The sequence below is a fragment of the Sessilibacter sp. MAH3 genome, from assembly GCF_054658275.1.
The window spans coordinates 18,100-38,764 of record NZ_BAAGIE010000014.1 but is presented as its reverse complement, the minus strand read 5'-3'; the positions used below and the strand labels follow the sequence as shown (position 1 = coordinate 38,764).

Below are 20,665 nucleotides of genomic sequence, written 5' to 3'. Positions count from 1 at the left end.
TGGAGCAACAAATACATTTACACAGCCTCTGCCAATGCACGATAAACCAACTGCTCAAACAATAATGTCTGTTCTTGTGGATAAGGATTCCCAGGCTCTTGCTTTCGCCAACCGTTTTTTGAGAACCGAATAAATATTTGCCGTTTTTTCTCTTCGGTGATCACACTAAGGTCGGCACTATGATACAAGCAAGCTGTCATGCTTAGCCCATATTCATGTTTCAAAAAATACAGCTCTTTAGGATCTATGTTTGAACGTCGCTCTCCTAAATGCTGAAAAATCCCTATGTCTGGCAATAAAAACGCTGAAGCAAAGCGATTGCAGGCCATCTCTTCGTCGATGGATTCATCTAACAAACCATGTAAAACAAGATGACCAAGCTCATGTGCCAAGGTAAACCGCTGGCGACAACCAGGCCAATGAGAAGACACTACAACAATTGGCTGACTAATTCGCCAAAGGAAATAGGCAAATCATGTACGGGTTTGTTACTGAGTGGTTTAAGAAAAGACAACAGAAAACGAAACGGCAAAATGATCAGCTATACCCGTTAATGGCCCAGTTCACCTGCATTAAACAACACTTTAATAAATCCAATTGTTGTGTGCTAAAGGCATTCGGTTTAACAAATCACGACGCTCTCGCCAATCAGGCAGCAATCTATCCATGTGAGCCTTAAATTGCTCATTATGATTACGTTCTAGCAGATGCACCAATTCATGGACCAGTATGTACTCTAGACATTCGGGGGGCTTTTTCGCGAGCTCTAAATTTAACCAAATTCTTTTTGCCTGAGTATTGCAGCTCCCCCATTTAGTTTTCATCTTTTTGACTCCCCAATCGGCAGCGGTAACGCCGATCTTATCCTCCCAAACAGGCAATAACTCAGAGATTCTTGCTTTAAGTACATCTCGGTAATACGAACTCAGTACTAGAGCCTTGTTCTCAAGCGTTGTTGCAGTATTGACATATAAATGTAACCGACCACGACCTAGCTTGATTTCATGCCTTCCTGAACGCTCAATCAGGTTAAGCCGATAACGCCTGCCCCACAGGTAATGACACTCACCACCGACCATTTCTCGATCAGATTGGCGAGGCTGTTTGGCAAAATCACTTTGCTGTTTCTTAATCCAAGGGATACGACTGACCACTGCCATACGGATTGCGGTTTCTGTCATAGATTCAGGAGCAGAAACACGCACACGCCCATCAGGTGGCAACACGCTGATATGAAGGTTTTTAATCGCCTTACGATTTAGCTGCATCGTAATAGAACCAATTTCTACCTTAGGCATTAATATTTTTCTTTATTCATAAATAATCTTTCATTCATAAATAGTCTTTTTGCGCTTTCGCCAATTCCATTACGCCCTGAATATCCACGTCATAACCCGCCGTTTCTTCTCGCACCGCATTAGCAATTTCTCGCTCCTTGAAACGATCTCCCACCCAGTCCGCTTTTTTGGTATAGCGAATAGCCGTATCAATTTTTGTGGCCAGTAGTTCATCTTGACCAAAGTTATCGTAAAACGCGCGTTTGGGGTTGGAGTCCATCGATGACGGATAGTTAGACGCTGTCTGCTCAGGACTGATCACCTTACGAGATAGCTCGCGAATTTTTTCAAGATACTCTTGATAGTCAATGGCTTTTTGGCGACGAAGCTCAATCAGCTCATCCAAAAGCACTGACATTTGCTCGTAATACTTGGGGTTTACCGGGTTTTCATCGACGATAGTTTTGCGCACGTTATTTTCGATGGTTTCGGACATAGCTTCCTGATTCTTGCGAATACTCTCAGGCAAAGCCTCCACAGCATCAGCACCTTTTTCAACGATAAGTTCAATTAGCCCTAGCTCTTCGAAATCCATCAGTACTTCGCTATCATCCGCGCGAATATACATATCTAACAAGTGGCGCATGGCAGGCTCAAAGCGTTTCATTTCTACCAAATCACCACTGGCCAGTTTGACTTCGTCACGGACTTTTTCAAAATGGGCAACTTCTGATCTAATCGAGTCTACATCTTGCGCGGAATAACCTGCATCAGGCATTTCATTGGCTATATTGGCAAACGCTCGCAGCAGTTTGACGACGTTCTGATAAAGCGTTAAACGCAGTGCTTCTTTCTCGGTGAGCTCGTCTTGGTTCAGACCAGACTTACCACAAAAATAATGAATGTAGTCTTCCGTGTTACGTGGCGCTTTTACCGGCTCACACAAGGCTCGCACCATTTCCAGAGCATTATCCAAATCAAGCTTGGCCTGCTCTAAACGATCTTTCAGCAGTCCTGCAACATCTTCCTTGTCGTAACCATCAAATGCGCCTTGCGTGTAATCAGAAATCGCTTTATCCAACGAGCGGAACAGATCTTTGTAATCGATGATGTAACCGTACTCTTTATCATCACCATCCAAACGATTCACCCGGCAAATGGCCTGAAACAGGTTATGATCAGCCATCTGTTTGTCGAGATACAAATAGGTAGCCGAAGGGGCGTCAAAGCCAGTAAGCAGCTTATCGACCACGATCAGTAAACGCATTTGCCCTGGCTCATCAATAAATTGCTTTTTAACTTCTTTTTCAAACTCTTCAACGCGCTTTGCGGCTTTGTCCTCCGGTTGCTCGAAGTAATTCGCGAGCATCTTACGGTAAACGTCGTACTTAAAGAGTTTTTCCGTTAAACCCTCACCGGTTTCTTCCCCTTTAATACTCGCAGCGGTTGGCTGGAAACTGGTGACAATAGCAACCTTACCGGCTAAATCCGTTTGGCTGAACATCTCGTAGGCTTTACAAGCCTGATAGACGCTGGCGCAGACCAACATGGCATTGCCGTAGCCATCCATCAAACGTGGCTTGGTGTCCATATCCAGCAAAATATCATTCACAATCTGCTGCAAACGCGATTTACTGGATAGCACCTTTTGCATGGTGCCCCATTTCTGCTTCAACTGGGTTTTAGCTAATCGAGATAGGCCGCGAGTTTTGGCTTCAAACCATTCATCAACCTTTTTCTGCGAAGTGACGTTTTGGTCAATGTCTCGTGCTTCGTAGCGTAAATCGAGCACCACGCCATCGGCTACGGCTTCATCAAACTTATAGGTATGGATATAAGCACCAAACACCTCAACCGATTTTTTCTTGTCTTTCTTCATCAGCGGGGTGCCGGTGAAGCCAACAAACATGGCTTCTGGCAGGATGGATTTCATCGCCTCGTGCAACTTTCCCGATTGCGTACGGTGACACTCGTCCACAAACACAAACAAATCGCCTTTGGCTTTAAAGTCCGATGGTAGGGATTTTTTTAACTCGGCAATAAATTCATCCGTAGCGGCATCGTTTTCCGAATCAGATTGCCGACCAAATTTATGTACTAAAGAGCAAACCAACCAAGGGTTGGGTTGATTCAGCGTCGCCACCAAATCAGCACCACTTTTGGTGCGATAAATATCTTCGTCAACACCGGTGAACACTTTTTCAATCTGTTCGTCCAGCTCTGTACGATCGGTCACTATCAATACACGGGCGTCTTTGACATTTTCACGTATCCATTTCGCCAGCCATACCATGGTGAGACTTTTGCCAGAACCTTGGGTATGCCAAATAATACCGCCTTCTCGTCTTGCGATATGGTGTTTTGCCGCTTCAATACCAAAGAACTGATTGTGACGACAGGTCTTTTTTATACCGGCATCAAAAACAATAAAATCGTGGATAATCTGTAAAAAACGCGCTTTATTACATATGCGGCTAAGATGAAAGTCGAGCTTGTAGTGATAAGAGCTAGTGCAATCTTCCTTCCACTCAAGGTAGTGTTTTTCAGGGGTTTCAATGGTGCTGTAGCGCAAACCTTGGGTGTCGTTACCCGCCATCACCAACTGGATACTCGTAAAGAAGTTACGAATAAAATCTTTCTTCTGGTTATCGAGGTTCTGGCGAATACCTTCAGAGACAGACACCGAGGAGCGCTTCAGCTCAATCACACCCAGCGCGATACCATTAACATACAGCACTATGTCTGGGCGCTTCTTGTTCTCACCCTTAATAGACACCTCTTCAGCAATGGCAAAATCGTTCGCTTCTGGGTTCTTCCAGTCAATCAGCCACACGGTTTCGTTGAGATGGCCAGCGCCTTCTTTGTCTTTCACGCCGTAACGCAACAGGCGATAAACCTCTTTGTTGGCGTAATAGAGCTTTTTACCTTCTCCGAGTGCCGCTGCCGTATCCAATTGGCGAATAGCACGATTGATCAACGTCTCGCTGATACCGCGCTTTTTTAACCAAGCAACGAGGATATCCGCTTCAATATTTTTATTATTAGCGCGATCTTGCCAACCACCTAAATAGCGATAACCTAAATCAGTTTGAAAAAACTGCACGATGCGGTTTTGAGTAGCCCGCTCAAGTTGACCAACAACAGACACATTAAAATCCTTTTTAAGTAAGTGTCACAGAACATAACCTATCAATAGCTATTTGCAGACTTTTATCGTCAAACAAAGCAAGTTTACGTTTAGCCCATTTTTCCCCCGCTGGCCAATTCGCAATACCATCTTTGATAGATTCCAGTGTTGCCTCACATCCTTCATTCACCAGCAGCCAGTCCACAGTAGACAGCAGCTCCATTCCAAACGGTGATTCGAAGCCATCAATAATTTCGCTGGCTTTTTCTAAAGCAGGTAAAAACTCTTTACCTTCACTATTTAAAAACACTTCAACTTGCCTTTTTTTAGCATCATTAAAGGCAATAACATCTAAAGGATCGCAATCAGGAATGCGCTTATCTGACTTTAAATAACTGCCATCCAGTGCATTTAAAAGGTGATCGAGATTATTAGCATAAGGACCGTAATTGTTAGCTTTAAATTTAAGCTTTAGTTCATTCGTTAAACCTTGCGCTTCAACGACCCGCTGTAAGAACCAAGCCAGTTTTTGGATTTCAAGCAAACTGCACTCCATGCCCAATATCCAATACCGCCGTATAAGCTCTGCTACTAGCGCACGAGCCGGTGTAAGTTTGTTCACCCCTGATTTTTTTGCAACATTCTGGTATTTGATCGTTGGTTCGTAAATCCAGATGTCGACCTTCTCAAGGCCAACCAAAGTCTGTTCAATTTTTGGTTTAACATCATCCCAGGTAAGCCCGCCATTGCCCGCTCCTAGAGGCGGGATGGCAATTGATCGTACATTATTCTCGACAATAAAACGGCGTAAATCAGCCAGACCATCTTCTATCCATTCCATCTTGGATTTTGCACGCCAATGCTGTTTCGTCGGGAAATTCACAATCCACCGTGGCCCCATCAGCTCACCGGTTTGCGTAACAAACATCTCCCCTGTAACCACCTCACCCGCTTTACATGCCCTGGCATAGGTTTGCATATTGTTGGGGAAACGCTCTTTAAACATCAAAGCGATACCCTTACCCATCACGCCCACGGTATTAACCGTGTTAACCAATGCATCCACATCGGCTTCCAGCAAATTACCTTGTGTGTAATGAATCATCAGAAATACCACCCTGTTCTTGCATAAACCGGTAAGTTTAAACCTCGCTCGGCTAACCAGTTGTCCAGTATATTTTTCGTTTTTTCAGTGTAACAAACCATACCGTCGAGTGCTTCTACAGGGCAATGCTTGTGGATTAAAGCTTCAGCCTGATAGCGCTCAAATTTAGCCAGATCATTAGGGTCGCGCCTGAAGTATCGAGCCTGCAATATTGGCCAATCGATCTTCTCAAGGTCGGCTAAATCGGTGTAATAATTCGACCAAGCGTAATAAGCATGACCATCCGAAAAAACAAAGGGTAAACCCAAAGCCTGAACCCTACGCAAAATTAGATACAAGAATCACGATTTCATCGTTGGGCCGCTGTTGAATACCACCATATCCGCTGTGAATATTCTTCATCATGGGAGAAAAAGGCGTGAAGTAAAACGGAACGTAATCATTTAAAAAGCCGCCAGCACCGGCAGGTACAGGATGAGACGCTCTTTTATCTGTTAACTCTGGATTACCAATAGGCACCCAATGGGGAGACCTAACCTGGCTATTACCGCAATAAAGGCCATTGTCCAAAATCCACGGGATATTATCTCGATGAACAATACGCCAGATCAGCGCTTTCTGTGGATTTAGGGTTTGGCTGTAATTGTAATCCATTGCGGCTCCTGCGGTTGCACCAAGCGCGTCTTACCCGTCAGTAGCTCCTGCATCATGCCTTGTTTGATTTGGCGGGTTTTGCTAAGGCGTTGTTCCAAAGCCTGAATCTCTTCGTCCATATCGGAGAGGGTGAGCACCGGTCGCGTAGCGAGAAAAAGCACTGCTTTTTCAGGTGCGAACGACGCGCCACGGAAGGCGCGGCTGGAACCCTGCACCAAGGATGGTTTATTGGCACACTTCATTTGACCGCTCCTAATGCCGCGCTCTCCGGTTTTACCAACCTCGTCTTACCCGTTAACAACTCTTGCATCATGCCTTGTTTGATTTGGCGGGTTTTGTCGAGACGTTGTTGCAGCGCCTGAATATCTGCATCCATATCGGAGAGGATGGTGGCGATGGCAGTTTGTTCTTCTTTTGATGGAGGATAAACTATTTTACTATTCAAAAAGTCAGGTTTTGTAAATGAAGCCTGATTGACCGCGATCTTTGCAATAGTCTGTAAGTTTTTCTGAAAATATTCTGTGCTAAATAAATAATATGCAAACACGCTATTGCTATTATCTGAGATTACGATTCTAAATAAGTTTGTTGTATAAATTGTAGGTCTTCCAATATCTCTGAAAATGCATGGCTTACCTATTTGAGACAGGCTATTAATGAAGCAAAGTAGAATGTCACCATCGTTCAGTACATAATCATCGGTATTTGCGCCTTGTGGATCATTTTTATACCAATACTTTAAATTATCAGTCTCTAACTTGTAATTTTGTATATTCCCAGAGATAAGTACAGGCATACCAATGTCATTATCGGCTAAGCGACGAGATAGGCCACTAGTCATTTTCCCGATAAGTTCTTTCGTATAACCAGCTACCCAATCCTCCGGGATCTCCCCCAACTCACTTGGCTTGGTACCTTTGGGTGTACCATCTTTATGCAATGCAAACTGCGGCAGACGGGTGCGACCGGTGAGGAGTTGTTGCATGGTGGCGGTTTTGATGGCCTGTTTTTTGGCGATCAGTTTTTCCAGCTCGCTGATTAGCGCATCGACATCGGATAGGGCATTGGCAATGGCGGTTTGTTCTGCCTTTAGCGGCATAACCATCAACATATCAGCAATCATTTCACGGCGAACCGAATCGACTGATGACTTTGCAGTCATCGACATTATTCGATCATAGAAGTTATTGCTGAAATAGATGTAAAAATAGTAGCCATCCAATTCATCACCAAAGTTGTACATTAAATACACTCTTTGATGAAAATCGAACTTCCCATCTATATGGTGAAAGATCTTACCTGTACCTACGCCATCACCAGCGGTCAATACACCTTCTCCATCAAACGAATAGGTGTTAATCCTTTCAACCTGTTGAGAGCGCACAAAAAACGGATAAAGCCCATCAACAACTTTATCCTGCGTATTCTTATTGCCTGTTGTGATAGACACCACTTTACCTACAGTGGTTACCTGCCAGTCTTCTGGAATCTCTCCAACTTCCGTTTGCTTATAGCCGACAGGAACACCATTCGTAGCTACATCCGCCAGATACTTTGGACTTATTTCAGCTACTCCATTACGTCGGCTATCCATGCCTCCGCCCTGCGGGCCGCCGCAAGCGGCGTTCAAATTTTCTCCCGAAAAATTTGTCATAGCGCCCACTCCAAGCCCATGGCTTTTAGGTGACTCGCAACTTTATCGCTCAGGTTATCTACCGATTGGGTAAGGGCAGGCAGTGGCTCGCTGTAGCGTTCTTCCAACTCTTTGACGCGATTGGCCAGTTGCTGGGTAACGCGCTCGATTTCGGCGACGATATTGCTTTCAAGCGTTGCCAGCCATTTGTCGTTCACAATCAGGGATTTGATCTCTTCGATGCTGAGTTTTGGGTATTGCTTACATACCGCTAAATCGAGCGCATCTTGCGCTTCTTTTAGGGCTTTTTTGGCATCGGCTTCGACATCAAACAGCTTTTTGGCTTGTTTTAGGGCGGCTTTTTCATCCGAGTCGGTGGCGATTTTCAAACGCGCTGTGACCGTGGCTTTGGTGACTTTGTCTTTATCGTTTAGCGCATCATTCAGTAAACCGTCTTCGCCACCGCCGGAGCCAGATGAAGAGTTTTCCTCAAGGAAGGTTTCTAGCTCTTGGCTGGCACTATCCAGCGCGCTTTGCAGGTTATCCACTTTGGCTTGTTCAGCGGCGAAAAACCGCGTCACGATTAACGCCGGGGGGATAAGTTCAGCTTTGTATTTGGCTTTGCCAATCACTAAATCAGGCGTTTCTTTGAGCTTCTCACCTTTCTTGACGACTAACTCGCGCAGCACTTTGCCGGCTTGCCAGCCGTCTTGCACCAGCACGTACACATCGTCTTGCATGCTATCTGCCCAGTAGTCCATCAGGATCTGGTAGATGTCGTACTTGCTGAGCAGAGGCGTTTGTGCATAGCTTTGCAACAGATCTTCGCTGATGCGGTGAATAATCTGTTTGGGAGTTATGTCCATGGATGGACGGTATGCCGGATCGCCAGGAGACAGCGATTCGGCCTCGCCAAATGCAATGCCTTGCAGGTTTGAGCGCTGCACCCACTCGGTAAAGGGTTCAAGGCTTTGCGCAGCAAAAGTTTTAAACTCGTCATGGTTCAGAATGGTGCTTTTTACCTCAGAGGCTTTGACCAAGGCTTCGCTGTAGCCTTCACGCGCGGGCTTGAATAGGCTTGCCCGAATACTCGGGAAGACTTGCCAGTAACGCTCTAAGGCATCGATATCACGGTTTGGGATACCGCCTTGCAGGTGGGCACTTAAATCGTGTAGATCTTCTGGTTCGCTGGAGTCGATATAACGGGGAATATTCAGGTTGTAGTCGTTACCGGCGATTTCACTGAGCGGTACCAAACGCGAGTAGCGCGGTAATTCTAGCTGCTTGGTAAAGACATCGACGATTTTATGAATATCCTGGCTGCGCAGGCGATTTTTATTGCCGTCTTTGATAAAACCTTTGCTAGCATCGACCATAAAAATGCCATGTTTATCACTGGCTTCGCCAGTGGCACTGAGGGCTCTTTGCTTCGCGTGCTCTTTGTCGATGACGATAATACAAGCAGGAATGCCGGTGCCGTAAAACAGGTTCGCAGGTAAGCCAATAATGCCTTTGATGTAACCTTGCTTAATCAGGTTTTCACGAATACGCGCTTCGGCATTGCCACGGAACAAAACACCGTGGGGCAGAATGACAGCGCCTTTACCCGTGCTTTTTAAACTTTTAATGATGTGCAGTAAAAAGGTGTAGTCGCCGTTTTTCTCCGGCGGAATACCCCAACTGAACCGGCCAAATTCGTCGTCGTTCGGGTTAATGCCGCTGGTCCAATTTTTATTTGAAAACGGTGGGTTGGCTACAGCAAAATCGAAGGTTTTTAATTGCGACTTGCCATTTGCATCTGCCTCTTTCCATTGTGGATCGGCAATGGTGTTGCCTTTCCAGATTTTAGCGGTGGCGTTGTTATGCAAGATCATGTTCATGCGCGCCAAGGCACTGGTGGCGTTGTCCATTTCTTGGCCAAAAATACTTAAGCCTCGCGGCGCTTCGTCACTGGCTTTCAGCAAGAGCGAACCAGAACCACAAGTTGGGTCATACACGGTGGCATCTTGCGAGGTGTTGCCATCAATACCAATCACTTTTGAAAGGATGCGCGACACTTCTGATGGTGTATAAAACTGTCCTTTAGATTTACCCGATTCTGTTGCAAAGTGGCGCATGAGGTATTCATAGGCATCGCCCAGCAGGTCATCACCATCGGCGCGATTATCGCCAAGGTTTAGCCCTTCAAAAATGCCGACTAGTTTACCTAGGCGGTCAACCATCTCTTTGCCTTTGCCAAGCTTGTCTTCATCGTTAAAGTCGGCAACGTCTATCACACCTTTGAGGTCGTTTTCTTCGGCCAACGCGTTAATGACCATGTTGATTTTATCGCCGATTTCTTTGTCGCCTTTCAGCGCAACCATATCGTCAAAGCTGGCACCTTGCGGCACCACAATCATGCCGTAAGGGTCGCCTTTGTATTTATCAGACACGTACTTCATAAACAGCATGGTCAGCACATAGTCTTTGTACTGGCTGGCATCCATGCCGCCGCGGAGCTCATCGCAGCTGGCCCAAAGGGAAGAGTAAAGTTCGTTTTTCTTAATGGCCATTTGGGTTCCTTAATCTTTCATCGTCTGGCTTTTGGCCGGAATATGTTCCAATAATTGGTTTAACTCGCAGTCGAATAACTCGCACAGCTTATCGAGCGCCTCTAAGTCCACCTTGAGCGCGGTTTCTTTATAAAGTAGCGTGACGGTGGTACGGCTTAGGCCGGTTTCTCACATCACGTCGCTAATGCGCATTTTTCTCTTCTGTTGAACAGGCTAGGTAAGAGCCAATTATGCTCTTCAAGTTGTTTTTTAACCGTAAACTTGGGATTTTATCACTGTTACTTAACCTACCACGATTATGATTATTCCACTGAGCACAGCGCATAGGTCTGCGGACGTTTTGGGGCAGCCAGCCTTGCGCCTTGATCGGCTGCTTTATATTCAGCCAGAACACAAATACATTTTTATGCGCATTAAAATGTAGTTTTGCTCACTTTTACGCGCATAAAAGTGTTAATCAGATTAAGGCGTAGACTGTTAAGAATCTTAATTGGCGGGAAATAGTAATGCTAAGCAACCTAGGCAGCTGAAAACTTTGTGCAGCAAGAGCTCACTGCGATTGGCGTTGAACCAAGTTATTCATGGAATGACGCGCGCGCCGAAATCGAATTTATTTTGGCGACCGATGAAGGTGATATCGTCCCTGTCGAAGTAAAAAGTGGTAAACGCACAAGAGCAAAATCGCTGGCATCCTACATTGAGAAATGTTCGCCAAATAAAACGTTTAAGCTAACTGGCACACAAGGCTCATCAATGTTAGAGCAAACCAATATCGTTATGCCTTTGTATTTCACACAGTATTTACCACAGCGGTGGTAAATACTTTGCCTGTAATATCGAGGTCAACCTTCCAACATTCAGGCTTACTTGGGGCTGGCTTGCAGAAGGCTTCTGTGGATCGTTCTGTAAGACGGGAGCTACTAAACTAGAAACTTGGGAGAGGTAAGCAGTTGTGTTTATGCAACTGCTTATCTTTTAGGGCGGTTATTCAGCGATGGTTTTTTCGTCGTTGTTGTTCGATACGGATTTTGATCCTCGAATCGCCCAAAACAGTACGCTAAACCAAGCGAACCATGAGATTCCAGAGATTAGGTTGGCGAAGAAGATTTTGGATTTTTGTTCGCCTTTTAAAACAAAGCTGATGATGGTTGGTAAGAAATAACCCACTAAAAAAATCGGCAATAGGATCATTAACAATGTTTTGTGTTCGGTAATAAATGCAGACATAAACTCTCACGAAAAAACAGTAAATCCACGCCGTCCGTAGATGTTGGGGTTGCCCCATAGGCTTTCACTTGGAAGAACCTTAACCCCAAGGGTTCACATAAAACCTTCAAGAAAGTTTCAAATTTCACTCACCGCCACGATGAAAATGATCGTTCCAAAGCAGTTATTGCGCTTAAAGCGCAGGCTTGCACGCCCGTGATTATAGAGTAATTCATTATTCGGAAGAATAATGAACCTACCCTTGATTTAAGATCAATGTGATCTATTAAAACAGGATTTGACGTTTTGAGGGGCGATTCACAGTTAGTGGTTCCAATTTGAACGGATTTGATAATAGACGCAATTTTTATTTCTTCTGTGATTTCAGAGACTTACCAATATAGGCTTACGAAATAAGTTTGGTTAAGAGTTTTCGTAATTAAGGTGCGATTGATAGTTTTGTTGATACCTTTCGACACCCATCAGCTCAATGTGCTTGGCCATAAATGGCTCCAAGGTTTGAGCGAGTTCGGGGTCTTTTGCGGCAACGGCGTAGGCTTCAAGGGTCGATAAACCTTGAACGTTGGGTATTTTGCGCAACAGATAGCGAGACATAAAATCTGGGCTCAACGCGACATGTTCAAGCGTTTGTAGCCAAGAGTTAAGATGCAGCATTTTCTTGGCTTTTTTCCAGGTTGCATCGAGCAGAATCAAAGTGGGTTCGGATGACTTCTCGACATGATTACTACTTTCACCACTTTCACTATTGGGTTGCCACTCTAAAGATTGCTGACTTGGAAACAACAGCAATAAATTATTCATGCGCAGCGGCGAAAACTGTTCGCCATCAAGTACCAAAGTGGTTGGATAGCGTTGTTTAATCAGCGAAACCGTCGAAAGAGTTCGTTTGCGTTCTTTAGGATGGCGTAAGATCACAAAGTTTGGGGCAGGCGATCGTGGCTCTATAACGGCGCATGAGCAAACGCTCTTGGGCAGAGCGCATCCCCAACAGTATCGGGTCTGTAAAAGGTCGCAATGGTAGATAGGCGCGCGTTTAATTTTTGTCTCTTCGCTATGAAGGCGAACACCAATAATGACAGAATCTTCATCGGTGAATAATTCCAAAAATCGTTGCGATAACCCTTGTTGTTTTTGGGTGGCATCAACAATTTCGACGCGAAAGTGATTATTACCCACAAGAGTCGGTTCTGCAGTTATTAAAACGATATGGCCGGTATCGCCACTTTTGGGAAGCATTTGCTTCCGCCAGGCCAAAAGGTGCCCGGGTTTTAATTGCGTTATTTTATTGCTGCCGATTTCTTGCAGCACTGAAAAATAATGCACAGCCTTAGGACGCAACACGCAGAATGGATATTTTAGCTGAAGCGCTTGAAACAATAACCGCACAAAACCGCCACAGTCGCAATGAACGGCGTTTTCGGTTACAGATTCTTCGCGGGAAAAGGTCTTATAAGGCAAGGACAACCATGTGTGAATGGTTGAATCTAACAAAGATGAGGTGATCGACAAAACAGGAACTCAATATATTAACGTTTAAAATCGAGCTATAGAATACACCAACCTCAAGGTTTTTTTGGATTAATTATAGGAAGCTCTGATTAATCTAAAGTTTCTCTACACAAAGATGAGTCGCTAATTTCAAGAACGGTATGTGATTAAAATTGTGAAGAAATTAGCAATCATATTTTCAATTTCTGTTCTCTGATTAAAGCAGGGATGAGTTAACCAGAATTTCCGATAATATTTTAAACTCCATTTAAGAATTAACGTACAAAGTGTTGGATGCATTAACCCATTGATTTAATTCTTTTTGATATTCTTCACTGGGCCTGAAAAATATCGAGGCTACGTCGTTAGCATCATTACCCATACGGTGGCAAACAATAAAGCCTAAAAGTCGTAATTGCTCAAGCCGATAATACAGTTCACTGTTGGCTATATCCGAAAACTCTTGCGCTAGAGAAATATAATTTACCGAGTTTCTTGTTTCAACAAAGCTCAGTAATTTTTTCTGCGAACCACTAATAAAGTCTCTTTTTTGCAACCAAGACATTGTTAGCTCTGGCGCCATTGCGTCAATTTGCGAAAATAATGGCTGAGTTGTTTCACTGGCTTGAGAAGCTGTATTTCGATCATGAGAACCGCCGTGCGACATAATTATCGGCGGTTTGTAATACACCACTATCGACAGACCTACCGCTAAAATGCCAATCGCTAAAGAGGCGCACTCAAAGTTTTCTTGTGTCGACAAGGTTATCTCACCATTCACGGGAATACCGTCGGTTAATCCCATAAAAATTAACGCGATGCCAATAACTAATAAAATGGCAGAAAGCGGACTGTGAAATGAATGCAGTAATTTATCAATAAACTCGCTCACGAACCTATCCTCTTTATATCAGACAGAAATAAAAATGACTTAATTTTCGTGAATCTTAAGCGGGAAGCTTGTGAAGGCGAGTTCAGTATAAACCAGCGGAAGAGGCAATTCCATTACAGAGAATTTCAAGGACGATTATATGTTCATTAAAACTGCGTAATATATTAAAGAACGATTATTAAAGATTTTAAGATGCCGGGATTTCACTAGAGCGTCCAGCAATACAAAGAAGTATCGGCAATTTCAAGGGCGGTAAGTGATTGTGATGAGATAGAAAATTGTGGTGTCAGTTTCTTCCCACCAATTAAATCATGGATGAGTTAATCGGTGGTTTCTTTAAATAACCACCAAAATCATTTCTTTATTTATTTATTCTTAATTGAAATGTTCTTTGGTTAAAAAATTACTCGCATCCAGTGCCGGCATTGGCCGCGCGTATAAAAAACCTTGCATGACTGGGCAGCCCAATGCAAGTAATTGATTGGATTGAAATTCTGTTTCTACACCCTCAGAAATAACCTGCATTTTTAGATTTTCTGCCAGCGCAATAATTGATTTTACTATGGCCATTTTGTGCTTATCTTCACTCAGGTTAGCAATAAAACTGCGATCAATTTTAACGGTTTGAATAGGCAGTCGATGCAAATAGGCTAACGAAGAATAACCGGTACCAAAATCATCCAACATAATTTGGCAGCCGATTTCGATAAGTTCGTGCAGCTTTGACACCATTTTTTCGGCGTTGGACATAATCATGTGCTCGGTTAATTCCAATCGAATTTGACCGCGCGCTAAATGGTATTTTTTGTAAACATAAGAAACTTCGTTAAAAAACTCTTCATCGTCGATGGATATAGCAGCAATATTAACACTGATATAAATGTCTTTTTTTCCACGAATTTTATTCCATTGTTCAAGCTGCACTGCCGCACGACGTACTGCTAAAATGCTAATTCCTGAAACACAAGCCGAACGCTCAGCAAGCGGAATAAATTCCGCCGGAGAAATCCATTCACCATTGCGACGTTGCCAACGAGCTAAGGATTCAAAACCGGCGATTTTTCTGAATTTGGCATCGATAATAGGCTGCAAATAGAATTGTAAATCACCATTTTTAACGGCATCTTTGAGTTCTATCTGTAACTGGCGCATTCTTCGCGATGTTGCATCAAGCACTTCGTCGAAAATAACCCAGTAAGATCCGGTTATATTTTTTGCTCGATAGAGCGCGATATCGGCATCACGTAATACGTCGTCAGAGTGTTGATAGGCCACCGGCACAATGGGTAAAACGCCGACGCTCAACGAGATCTCCATCGCGCGATCGCCCAAATCTATTGGCGATTTAAACTGCGCGACCACTTTTTCAACCACAACTTGCACGTCTAATCCGTGCGTCATGCCTTCGTACAACATGACAAATTCATCACCACCGAGCCTGGCAACGGTATCGCTAGAACGCACGACTTTTTTCAGTCGCTTCGCAACCGCGACTAATAATTTATCGCCAACACCGTGGCCCAAGGTATCATTAATTACTTTAAAATTATCAAGATCGATGAGTAAAACACAGGAATTGATCTGTAAATTGCCACGCTTAATTAATTGCAGATGGTGATCTAAGCGATCGATAAACATGGTGCGATTGGCAAGTTGGGTCAATGAATCGTGATAGGCAAGATCTCGGAAATTGTATTCGGCAATTTTTTGCTCGGTAATATCACAACCACTGGCTAAACCAACCCAGTCTTGATCTTCTTTCTCAAGGGTAATACTGAAATAAACCCAGCAAATGGAGCCGTCTTGGCGCTCAATTTTAAATTGCTGTCGAAAAATTCGGCCGACTTTTTTTGGTGATTTCAGTACATCGGCAGAGAAGGTAGCGAAAGATTTCCCAAATACCGACTCAATAGAACTGTGTTTTAATTTCTCTTCACTTAGGCCTGTAATAGTGGTTAACGCGTTATTTGCGTATAAAATCTGTTTTTCATTGTAAATAAAAATCGCCATTTGAGTACTTTCGGCCAGTCGAGCAAATCGCAATTCACTTTTCATAAGCGATTGCGTAAGTTCGTCCATCCGTTTATTGATTAAAATACTCACCACCAACAGAACCAATACAATCAACGAGCCGCCCACAACAGCAATTACTAAAGGGTAGGGCGCACTGATGATTTCATTTAATGGCATATGAGTATCGACTCGAAAATAGGTCGCGCTCATAGCAATGGTGTGCATGCCACTGACAGCAAGTCCTAATATTATGCTACTGCCAAGCAGCCGTATTTTGCCGTGCATGGTCTTCAAGTTGTTGCTGTCGCAATAGGTTAATAAGCCAATTAAGGCCAATAGATAGGCAGAAAATATCGACATCACCAGCAGAAGTGGTTTGTAGTACATCTCCGCATTTACAACTAGGCCTTCCATACCAATAAAATGCATAGCTCCAATACCCGCCGCTAGCACCAGAGCAGAGGTATTAATCAATTCAACACTGAGTTGTCGCGGGTTATAGAGCCAGATGCACACGCCGCTGGCAAAGATAGCTGGAAAAACTGAGATAGCGGTAATGACTGGATCGTAGGTTACCGGCATTGGCATGTTGTAGGCGAGCATTGAGGTAAAATGCATCGCCCAGATTCCGGTGCCCATGGCTACAGCGCCAAATATCAGCCAAAAATGGCGCCAAACACCGCTGGTATTGCGGTATCTATGGGTAGCGGGAAGCAAAACTGCGGAGGCAAAAATTGCCAGAAGAACGCCCACTGCGCACAATGCATACTCGTGATGCCCGACAAATAGGGTGCCCTGAAGCTCCTCAGGAGAAACTAGTCGCAAAAATGCCATGATGCGCTCAGATACAAGGTTTATCGATTACGATAAAAAGTATAGGCGAGCAAATGGCTTGCTAACGCAGAATAAACGCCATTTTTATAAGAATTAATTCAATTAACCGATGTAAACAGCTAGTCTTGCTATTAAAAACTATTTTTACAAATAAACGCTACAACGGTTTAAATAAAAATCGATATTTATGAATATCAGTAATTTCGCATGATCTGTATATCTGATTTATTTATCTAGAAGTGAGCTGGGTTTCTCTTTATCAATGCATTGAAAACTCTTATTTACCGAGCGTACGTTTATCTGAAGTTCGTTTATCTTAGAGTTCGTTTGTCTTAGAGTTTCTTTACCTAAAGTTTTTTATCTAGAGCTTCTGGCAACAAAAAGATGTCTCGCCAATTGCATGAACAGTAATGATTATAATTGTGAACAATGGCAATTCGCATTGTTAATTTTTGCCCTCTGATTCAATCATAAAATAATTAATCAACGCTTCTAATAAATCAAATTAAACTCAATAATTCATGAAAGCATCTAGCGCTGTTATTTAGGTTTAGCAGCTTCTGGTGTTAAATGAAAGGCTTCTATTTCTTTCGCTTGGGCGCCTCCGGTTAGAGTAATGCGCATTGCTTCTTCAATGGATATATTCAGTGGCGTCAGCTTGTCTCGACTCATATACATGGTAAAGCCACCGATCTGATAACTCATTGGCAGATAAACACCAATTCTGTCTTCATTAGGATACAAGCGCTTGCCGGTATTCTCACCGGTGACAAAGCCAATTTGATGAAAACCATTGCCCATATCCACACTAACAACCGCACTTAAATCGCTGTTTTTACCAATATTAAATACCGTAATAATGTCACTGATTGACGCATAAATAGATTTTACCAGAGGGATTTTTTGTATCACTCTGTCACCAACACTCACCAAATAGCGAGCGCCGTACATATTCATTACCAACCCGACAATAAAAATCAGCACGATACCTGTGGTTACACCAATTCCCGGAAAGTACCATTGCTCAGGCATAATGTTGATTAATAGTTTTCGAATTAACACTTCAAGAGTAACAATCACCCAATAAATTGCGTAGAGCGTGAGCGCTAACGGCAATACCGTAATCAATCCTTGTACAACGTAGGTCAATAATTTTTGCATCGTATAATAACGCCTATCACTCAATGTTCTTGTTTTTGATTAAAGATTTCTAAAACGTACTTTTAATTAAACCCTCTTTTATGGCGTTTAATTGAAAATACCATCAATATCCTTGCCATGAAATCCGGGGAAGAAATCATCGACCAACATCAACGCTTTTTGTTTTTCTCTTTTCGCTAAAATTTCTTTCAAGCGATCTAAGTTTTTTAAATAATCCAACAGATCATGTAACGCATATTCAATACTTTCGATACCGTCTTTGTACAGAGTGAATTTTTTATCGATCTTCGCGTCGGTTTTATCGTAAAAACTGCTGTATAAATAATGTTGCATTGCGCTGCGATGAATTAAGGCGTCTTTTTTCAGCGCTAAGTCGTGCAACTGTTCTTGTAATTTTTGCATTAAATCGGTTACCGAAAGGCCGTATTTTTCGGTATCCAACTCGCCAATGTGCTCCATAAATAAATCGATGATAGTGGCAACATCGTTGTTATCTCGGGCATTAGTTAGCTTAACCATCAAATGTTGCTTTTGTTGGCGCAATTTCGGATCTTTTTCTTTATCGGGATGAAGTGTATTGGCAACTCTACGGAATATTTTTTTCAGCCAAAGGTCGTCTAGGTCTGTCGAGGATGAATGTTCCAGAACATCAAAGGGTTCGTTACCGTCGTGCGATGCTGCATCCAAAAATTTTTCGTTGAGTTCATTCAGAATTTCTTCTAACACAGACTCAGGAATAAACTCTCGATAGGTATCTATAAGATCTTCCAAAGAGGCTTTATTTCGATCAATACCACTTTCAGTTTCAACAAATGGGTCATCAATGGGATCGTCTTTTAAATCGGGAAACAGCTGCGCGACAGCTCGGTTATACGATGTCGTTAATTCGTACGCTTTCTGTTCGCTCAGTAACGCGATGGTATCAATTTCTAGGCTGATCCAATCGGCCAGTTCTTGACGATGCCAATGAGACAAAGACTTGCGTCCCATAAACTCGGTGAGACGAAGGACCAGCTTTTCTCGTACCGGTATTAACACTTGGCACTCGATTTCGTAAATTTCTGCGAAATAACGCGAATGAATAGCCGCCAGCGTGGTTTCAATGTGTTCGATTAACCGCGCTTGTGTTTTTACTTTTTGCCAAAGGCGATTGAGCGATTTATGTTGGCGCGCTTGGTTCTTCGCCAAAGGCATCAGTAATTTCATATCCAAACCTTTGTTAATAAAACCGTTGTTAATAAAACCTTTGTTAATAGAAGGTGAGCCGTCATTGGGTTGATTTTTACCCACAACCTGATCCCAACCGGTATTTTCAGCAAACCATCGTCAAGTGTCGGTTTCCACTCTAAGCTGTAAGTAAATAGACACCGAGACTCTTACCGCATCGAAAGGTTGTATTTCTTGGTGACAAGGGTAGGATGCGCTCTTTTTTTACGCACAGAGGCTTTTTTGCAATAGCATCTTTGCGTTTTTATGCTCATGGCGTAAAACCACTATCGACACAAGCAACGAACGAATAAGAGGTCTTAATGACTACCCGAGGCACACTCTACACGGTATCGGCTCCTTCTGGAGCAGGCAAGACCAGTTTGGTTAAAGCCCTGATCGAATCTACCGCCGACGTTACTGTAAGTGTGTCACACACCACCCGAGCAAAACGCCCCGGCGAAATCGATGGTATCAATTATCATTTTGTTGATGCATCGCGGTTTCAAGAAATGGTCGAGCGCGACGAATTTTTAGAGCACGCCCAAGTTTTTGGCAACTGTTACGGTACGGCAAAAGCTTCCGTCGAAGATGCGTTAAATGCAGGCTTGGATGTTATCTTAGAAATCGACTGGCAAGGCGCTGATCAAGTCAGACAGATTTTTCCAGATACGGTGGGTATTTTTATCGTTCCGCCTTCTATTGAAGAATTAGAATCTCGCCTGCGTGCACGCGGGCAGGATGGCGATGACATCATTGCTAAAAGAATGAACGAAGCGGTCGCTGAAATGAGTCACTATATAGAAGCCGACTATGTTGTCATTAATGAACAATTTGATCTTGCTTTAAGCGAACTTAAGTCCATTATTACCGCACAAAGGCTCACTTTAGATAACCAGCAAGCGAAACACGGCGAGCAATTGCAGAAACTGTTGTCCTAGACGATCAAATTTTTTACAATCGCCGCCTTTTCGTTTCCAGTATTCAGCTAAACCAAGCTGATCCAATTACCGAGTAAGAATTCATGGCCCGTATCACCGTAGAAGATTGCCTTAACCACGTAGACAACCGTTTTGAATTAGTACTTGTCGGCAGCAAGCGCGCACGCCAACTGGCAGTTGGTGGTAAAGACCCATTGGTTCCTGAAGAAAACGACAAGCCAACCGTAATCGCTTTGCGTGAAATCGAAGAAGGTTTAATCGATGCGAGCATCTTGAACCAGAAAGAAGATCACGACGACGAATACCCAATAGAAGAACCAGAGCAAGACTGATTGCTATGTTCTGCGCCGAGCCACTGAGCTCGGCGAATCCTTTTGTAACTTACCCGCCTTTTTACGTATTCTTTACGTAGCCGTTATTCCTTGTATTCACTGAGATCAGCATTGATCTGCGCCACGTAAATTTACATCTTTTTTACCACTCAGATCACCCAGCAATTTGTGCCGAACTTTGACCGACTGCCCTATTTTTTTCCTAAAAATAGGATGGTGCACG

At 43.5% G+C, this 20,665-nt stretch carries 18 protein-coding genes and 1 pseudogene; 3 read left to right on the top strand and 16 right to left on the bottom strand.

Annotated elements, in window-relative coordinates:
• Window positions 1-17: 17 nt before the first annotated feature.
• The 10 genes and pseudogenes from ACYQ2C_RS10325 to ACYQ2C_RS10280 form a co-directional block, all read right to left on the bottom strand.
• On the bottom strand, window positions 18-440 hold the full coding sequence (locus ACYQ2C_RS10325) for an ImmA/IrrE family metallo-endopeptidase (RefSeq protein ID WP_460102431.1): 423 nt from the start codon (window positions 438-440) through the stop codon (window positions 18-20).
• Window positions 441-584: 144 nt separating this feature from the next.
• The gene (locus ACYQ2C_RS10320; protein ID WP_460102329.1) at window positions 585-1,298 is read right to left on the bottom strand and encodes a M48 family metallopeptidase; all 714 of its coding nucleotides are present in this window, start codon (window positions 1,296-1,298) and stop codon (window positions 585-587) included.
• 34 nt (window positions 1,299-1,332) lie between these two features.
• Complete coding sequence (locus ACYQ2C_RS10315; RefSeq protein ID WP_460102326.1) at window positions 1,333-4,425, bottom strand: type I restriction endonuclease subunit R; 3,093 nt, start codon at window positions 4,423-4,425, stop codon at window positions 1,333-1,335.
• Between the two features lie 13 nt (window positions 4,426-4,438).
• Window positions 4,439-5,509 (bottom strand): type II toxin-antitoxin system antitoxin DNA ADP-ribosyl glycohydrolase DarG, encoded by a 1,071-nt coding sequence (gene darG, locus ACYQ2C_RS10310; protein ID WP_460102324.1) that lies wholly within the window; start codon window positions 5,507-5,509, stop codon window positions 4,439-4,441.
• Window positions 5,509-5,817, bottom strand: coding sequence for a DUF4433 domain-containing protein (locus ACYQ2C_RS10305; RefSeq protein WP_460102322.1), 309 nt, complete (start codon window positions 5,815-5,817; stop codon window positions 5,509-5,511). Before ACYQ2C_RS10305 ends, darG begins: the two co-directional genes overlap by 1 nt.
• A gap of 10 nt (window positions 5,818-5,827) precedes the next feature.
• Window positions 5,828-6,163 (bottom strand): DarT ssDNA thymidine ADP-ribosyltransferase family protein, encoded by a 336-nt coding sequence (locus tag ACYQ2C_RS10300; protein WP_460102320.1) that lies wholly within the window; start codon window positions 6,161-6,163, stop codon window positions 5,828-5,830.
• Window positions 6,136-6,405, bottom strand: coding sequence for a hypothetical protein (locus ACYQ2C_RS10295; protein WP_460102318.1), 270 nt, complete (start codon window positions 6,403-6,405; stop codon window positions 6,136-6,138). The genes ACYQ2C_RS10300 and ACYQ2C_RS10295 overlap by 28 nt, the downstream gene beginning before the upstream one ends.
• The gene (locus ACYQ2C_RS10290) at window positions 6,402-7,817 is read right to left on the bottom strand and encodes a restriction endonuclease subunit S (RefSeq protein ID WP_460102316.1); all 1,416 of its coding nucleotides are present in this window, start codon (window positions 7,815-7,817) and stop codon (window positions 6,402-6,404) included. Before ACYQ2C_RS10290 ends, ACYQ2C_RS10295 begins: the two co-directional genes overlap by 4 nt.
• Window positions 7,814-10,348, bottom strand: a complete 2,535-nt coding sequence (locus tag ACYQ2C_RS10285) for a type I restriction-modification system subunit M (protein WP_460102312.1) — start codon at window positions 10,346-10,348, stop codon at window positions 7,814-7,816. The genes ACYQ2C_RS10290 and ACYQ2C_RS10285 overlap by 4 nt, the downstream gene beginning before the upstream one ends.
• Before the next feature lie 9 nt (window positions 10,349-10,357).
• Window positions 10,358-10,501, bottom strand: a pseudogene (locus ACYQ2C_RS10280) (helix-turn-helix domain-containing protein); the annotation flags it as partial.
• Window positions 10,502-10,885: 384 nt separating this feature from the next.
• Between ACYQ2C_RS10280 and ACYQ2C_RS10275 the strand changes: the two are divergent.
• Window positions 10,886-11,167 (top strand): hypothetical protein, encoded by a 282-nt coding sequence (locus ACYQ2C_RS10275; RefSeq protein ID WP_460102310.1) that lies wholly within the window; start codon window positions 10,886-10,888, stop codon window positions 11,165-11,167.
• A 165-nt stretch (window positions 11,168-11,332) separates the two neighbouring features.
• Here ACYQ2C_RS10275 and ACYQ2C_RS10270 read toward each other — a convergent pair whose 3' ends face one another.
• The 6 genes from ACYQ2C_RS10270 to ACYQ2C_RS10245 all read right to left on the bottom strand — a co-directional run bounded on the left by ACYQ2C_RS10270 (window position 11,333) and on the right by ACYQ2C_RS10245 (window position 19,253).
• Window positions 11,333-11,575 (bottom strand): superinfection immunity protein, encoded by a 243-nt coding sequence (locus ACYQ2C_RS10270; protein ID WP_460049060.1) that lies wholly within the window; start codon window positions 11,573-11,575, stop codon window positions 11,333-11,335.
• A 402-nt stretch (window positions 11,576-11,977) separates the two neighbouring features.
• Window positions 11,978-13,084 carry a tRNA-uridine aminocarboxypropyltransferase gene (locus tag ACYQ2C_RS10265; RefSeq protein WP_460102308.1) on the bottom strand — a complete coding sequence of 369 codons (1,107 nt, stop codon included), beginning with the start codon at window positions 13,082-13,084 and terminating at the stop codon, window positions 11,978-11,980.
• Between the two features lie 247 nt (window positions 13,085-13,331).
• Window positions 13,332-13,955: a hypothetical protein gene (locus ACYQ2C_RS10260; RefSeq protein ID WP_460102306.1), complete on the bottom strand. Its 624-nt coding sequence runs from the start codon at window positions 13,953-13,955 to the stop codon at window positions 13,332-13,334.
• A 375-nt stretch (window positions 13,956-14,330) separates the two neighbouring features.
• On the bottom strand, window positions 14,331-16,802 hold the full coding sequence (locus ACYQ2C_RS10255; RefSeq protein WP_460102302.1) for a bifunctional diguanylate cyclase/phosphodiesterase: 2,472 nt from the start codon (window positions 16,800-16,802) through the stop codon (window positions 14,331-14,333).
• Window positions 16,803-17,342: 540 nt separating this feature from the next.
• Complete coding sequence (locus ACYQ2C_RS10250) at window positions 17,343-17,963, bottom strand: DUF502 domain-containing protein (RefSeq protein WP_460049067.1); 621 nt, start codon at window positions 17,961-17,963, stop codon at window positions 17,343-17,345.
• A gap of 87 nt (window positions 17,964-18,050) precedes the next feature.
• Window positions 18,051-19,253 (bottom strand): hypothetical protein, encoded by a 1,203-nt coding sequence (locus ACYQ2C_RS10245; RefSeq protein WP_460102297.1) that lies wholly within the window; start codon window positions 19,251-19,253, stop codon window positions 18,051-18,053.
• A gap of 239 nt (window positions 19,254-19,492) precedes the next feature.
• Here ACYQ2C_RS10245 and gmk point away from each other — a divergent pair, with 239 nt between their 5' ends.
• Together gmk and rpoZ are read left to right on the top strand one after the other, a co-directional pair.
• Complete coding sequence (gene gmk, locus ACYQ2C_RS10240) at window positions 19,493-20,110, top strand: guanylate kinase (protein WP_460049070.1); 618 nt, start codon at window positions 19,493-19,495, stop codon at window positions 20,108-20,110.
• Window positions 20,111-20,193: 83 nt separating this feature from the next.
• Window positions 20,194-20,442 (top strand): DNA-directed RNA polymerase subunit omega, encoded by a 249-nt coding sequence (gene rpoZ / locus ACYQ2C_RS10235; RefSeq protein WP_460049072.1) that lies wholly within the window; start codon window positions 20,194-20,196, stop codon window positions 20,440-20,442.
• Window positions 20,443-20,665 lie beyond the last annotated feature (223 nt).

Excerpts from the sequence above, each read along its gene's own strand:
- ACYQ2C_RS10255 (WP_460102302.1), bottom strand. The coding sequence starts at position 16,802 with ATGGCATTTTTGCGACTAGTTTCTCCTGAGGAGCTTCAGGGCACCCTA.
- ACYQ2C_RS10270 (WP_460049060.1), bottom strand. The coding sequence starts at position 11,575 with ATGTCTGCATTTATTACCGAACACAAAACATTGTTAATGATCCTATTG.
- gmk (WP_460049070.1), top strand. The coding sequence starts at position 19,493 with ATGACTACCCGAGGCACACTCTACACGGTATCGGCTCCTTCTGGAGCA.
- ACYQ2C_RS10295 (WP_460102318.1), bottom strand. The coding sequence starts at position 6,405 with ATGAAGTGTGCCAATAAACCATCCTTGGTGCAGGGTTCCAGCCGCGCC.
- rpoZ (WP_460049072.1), top strand. The coding sequence starts at position 20,194 with ATGGCCCGTATCACCGTAGAAGATTGCCTTAACCACGTAGACAACCGT.
- ACYQ2C_RS10285 (WP_460102312.1), bottom strand. The coding sequence starts at position 10,348 with ATGGCCATTAAGAAAAACGAACTTTACTCTTCCCTTTGGGCCAGCTGC.
- ACYQ2C_RS10320 (WP_460102329.1), bottom strand. The coding sequence starts at position 1,298 with ATGCCTAAGGTAGAAATTGGTTCTATTACGATGCAGCTAAATCGTAAG.
- ACYQ2C_RS10290 (WP_460102316.1), bottom strand. The coding sequence starts at position 7,817 with ATGACAAATTTTTCGGGAGAAAATTTGAACGCCGCTTGCGGCGGCCCG.
- ACYQ2C_RS10250 (WP_460049067.1), bottom strand. The coding sequence starts at position 17,963 with ATGCAAAAATTATTGACCTACGTTGTACAAGGATTGATTACGGTATTG.
- darG (WP_460102324.1), bottom strand. The coding sequence starts at position 5,509 with ATGATTCATTACACACAAGGTAATTTGCTGGAAGCCGATGTGGATGCA.
- ACYQ2C_RS10300 (WP_460102320.1), bottom strand. The coding sequence starts at position 6,163 with ATGGATTACAATTACAGCCAAACCCTAAATCCACAGAAAGCGCTGATC.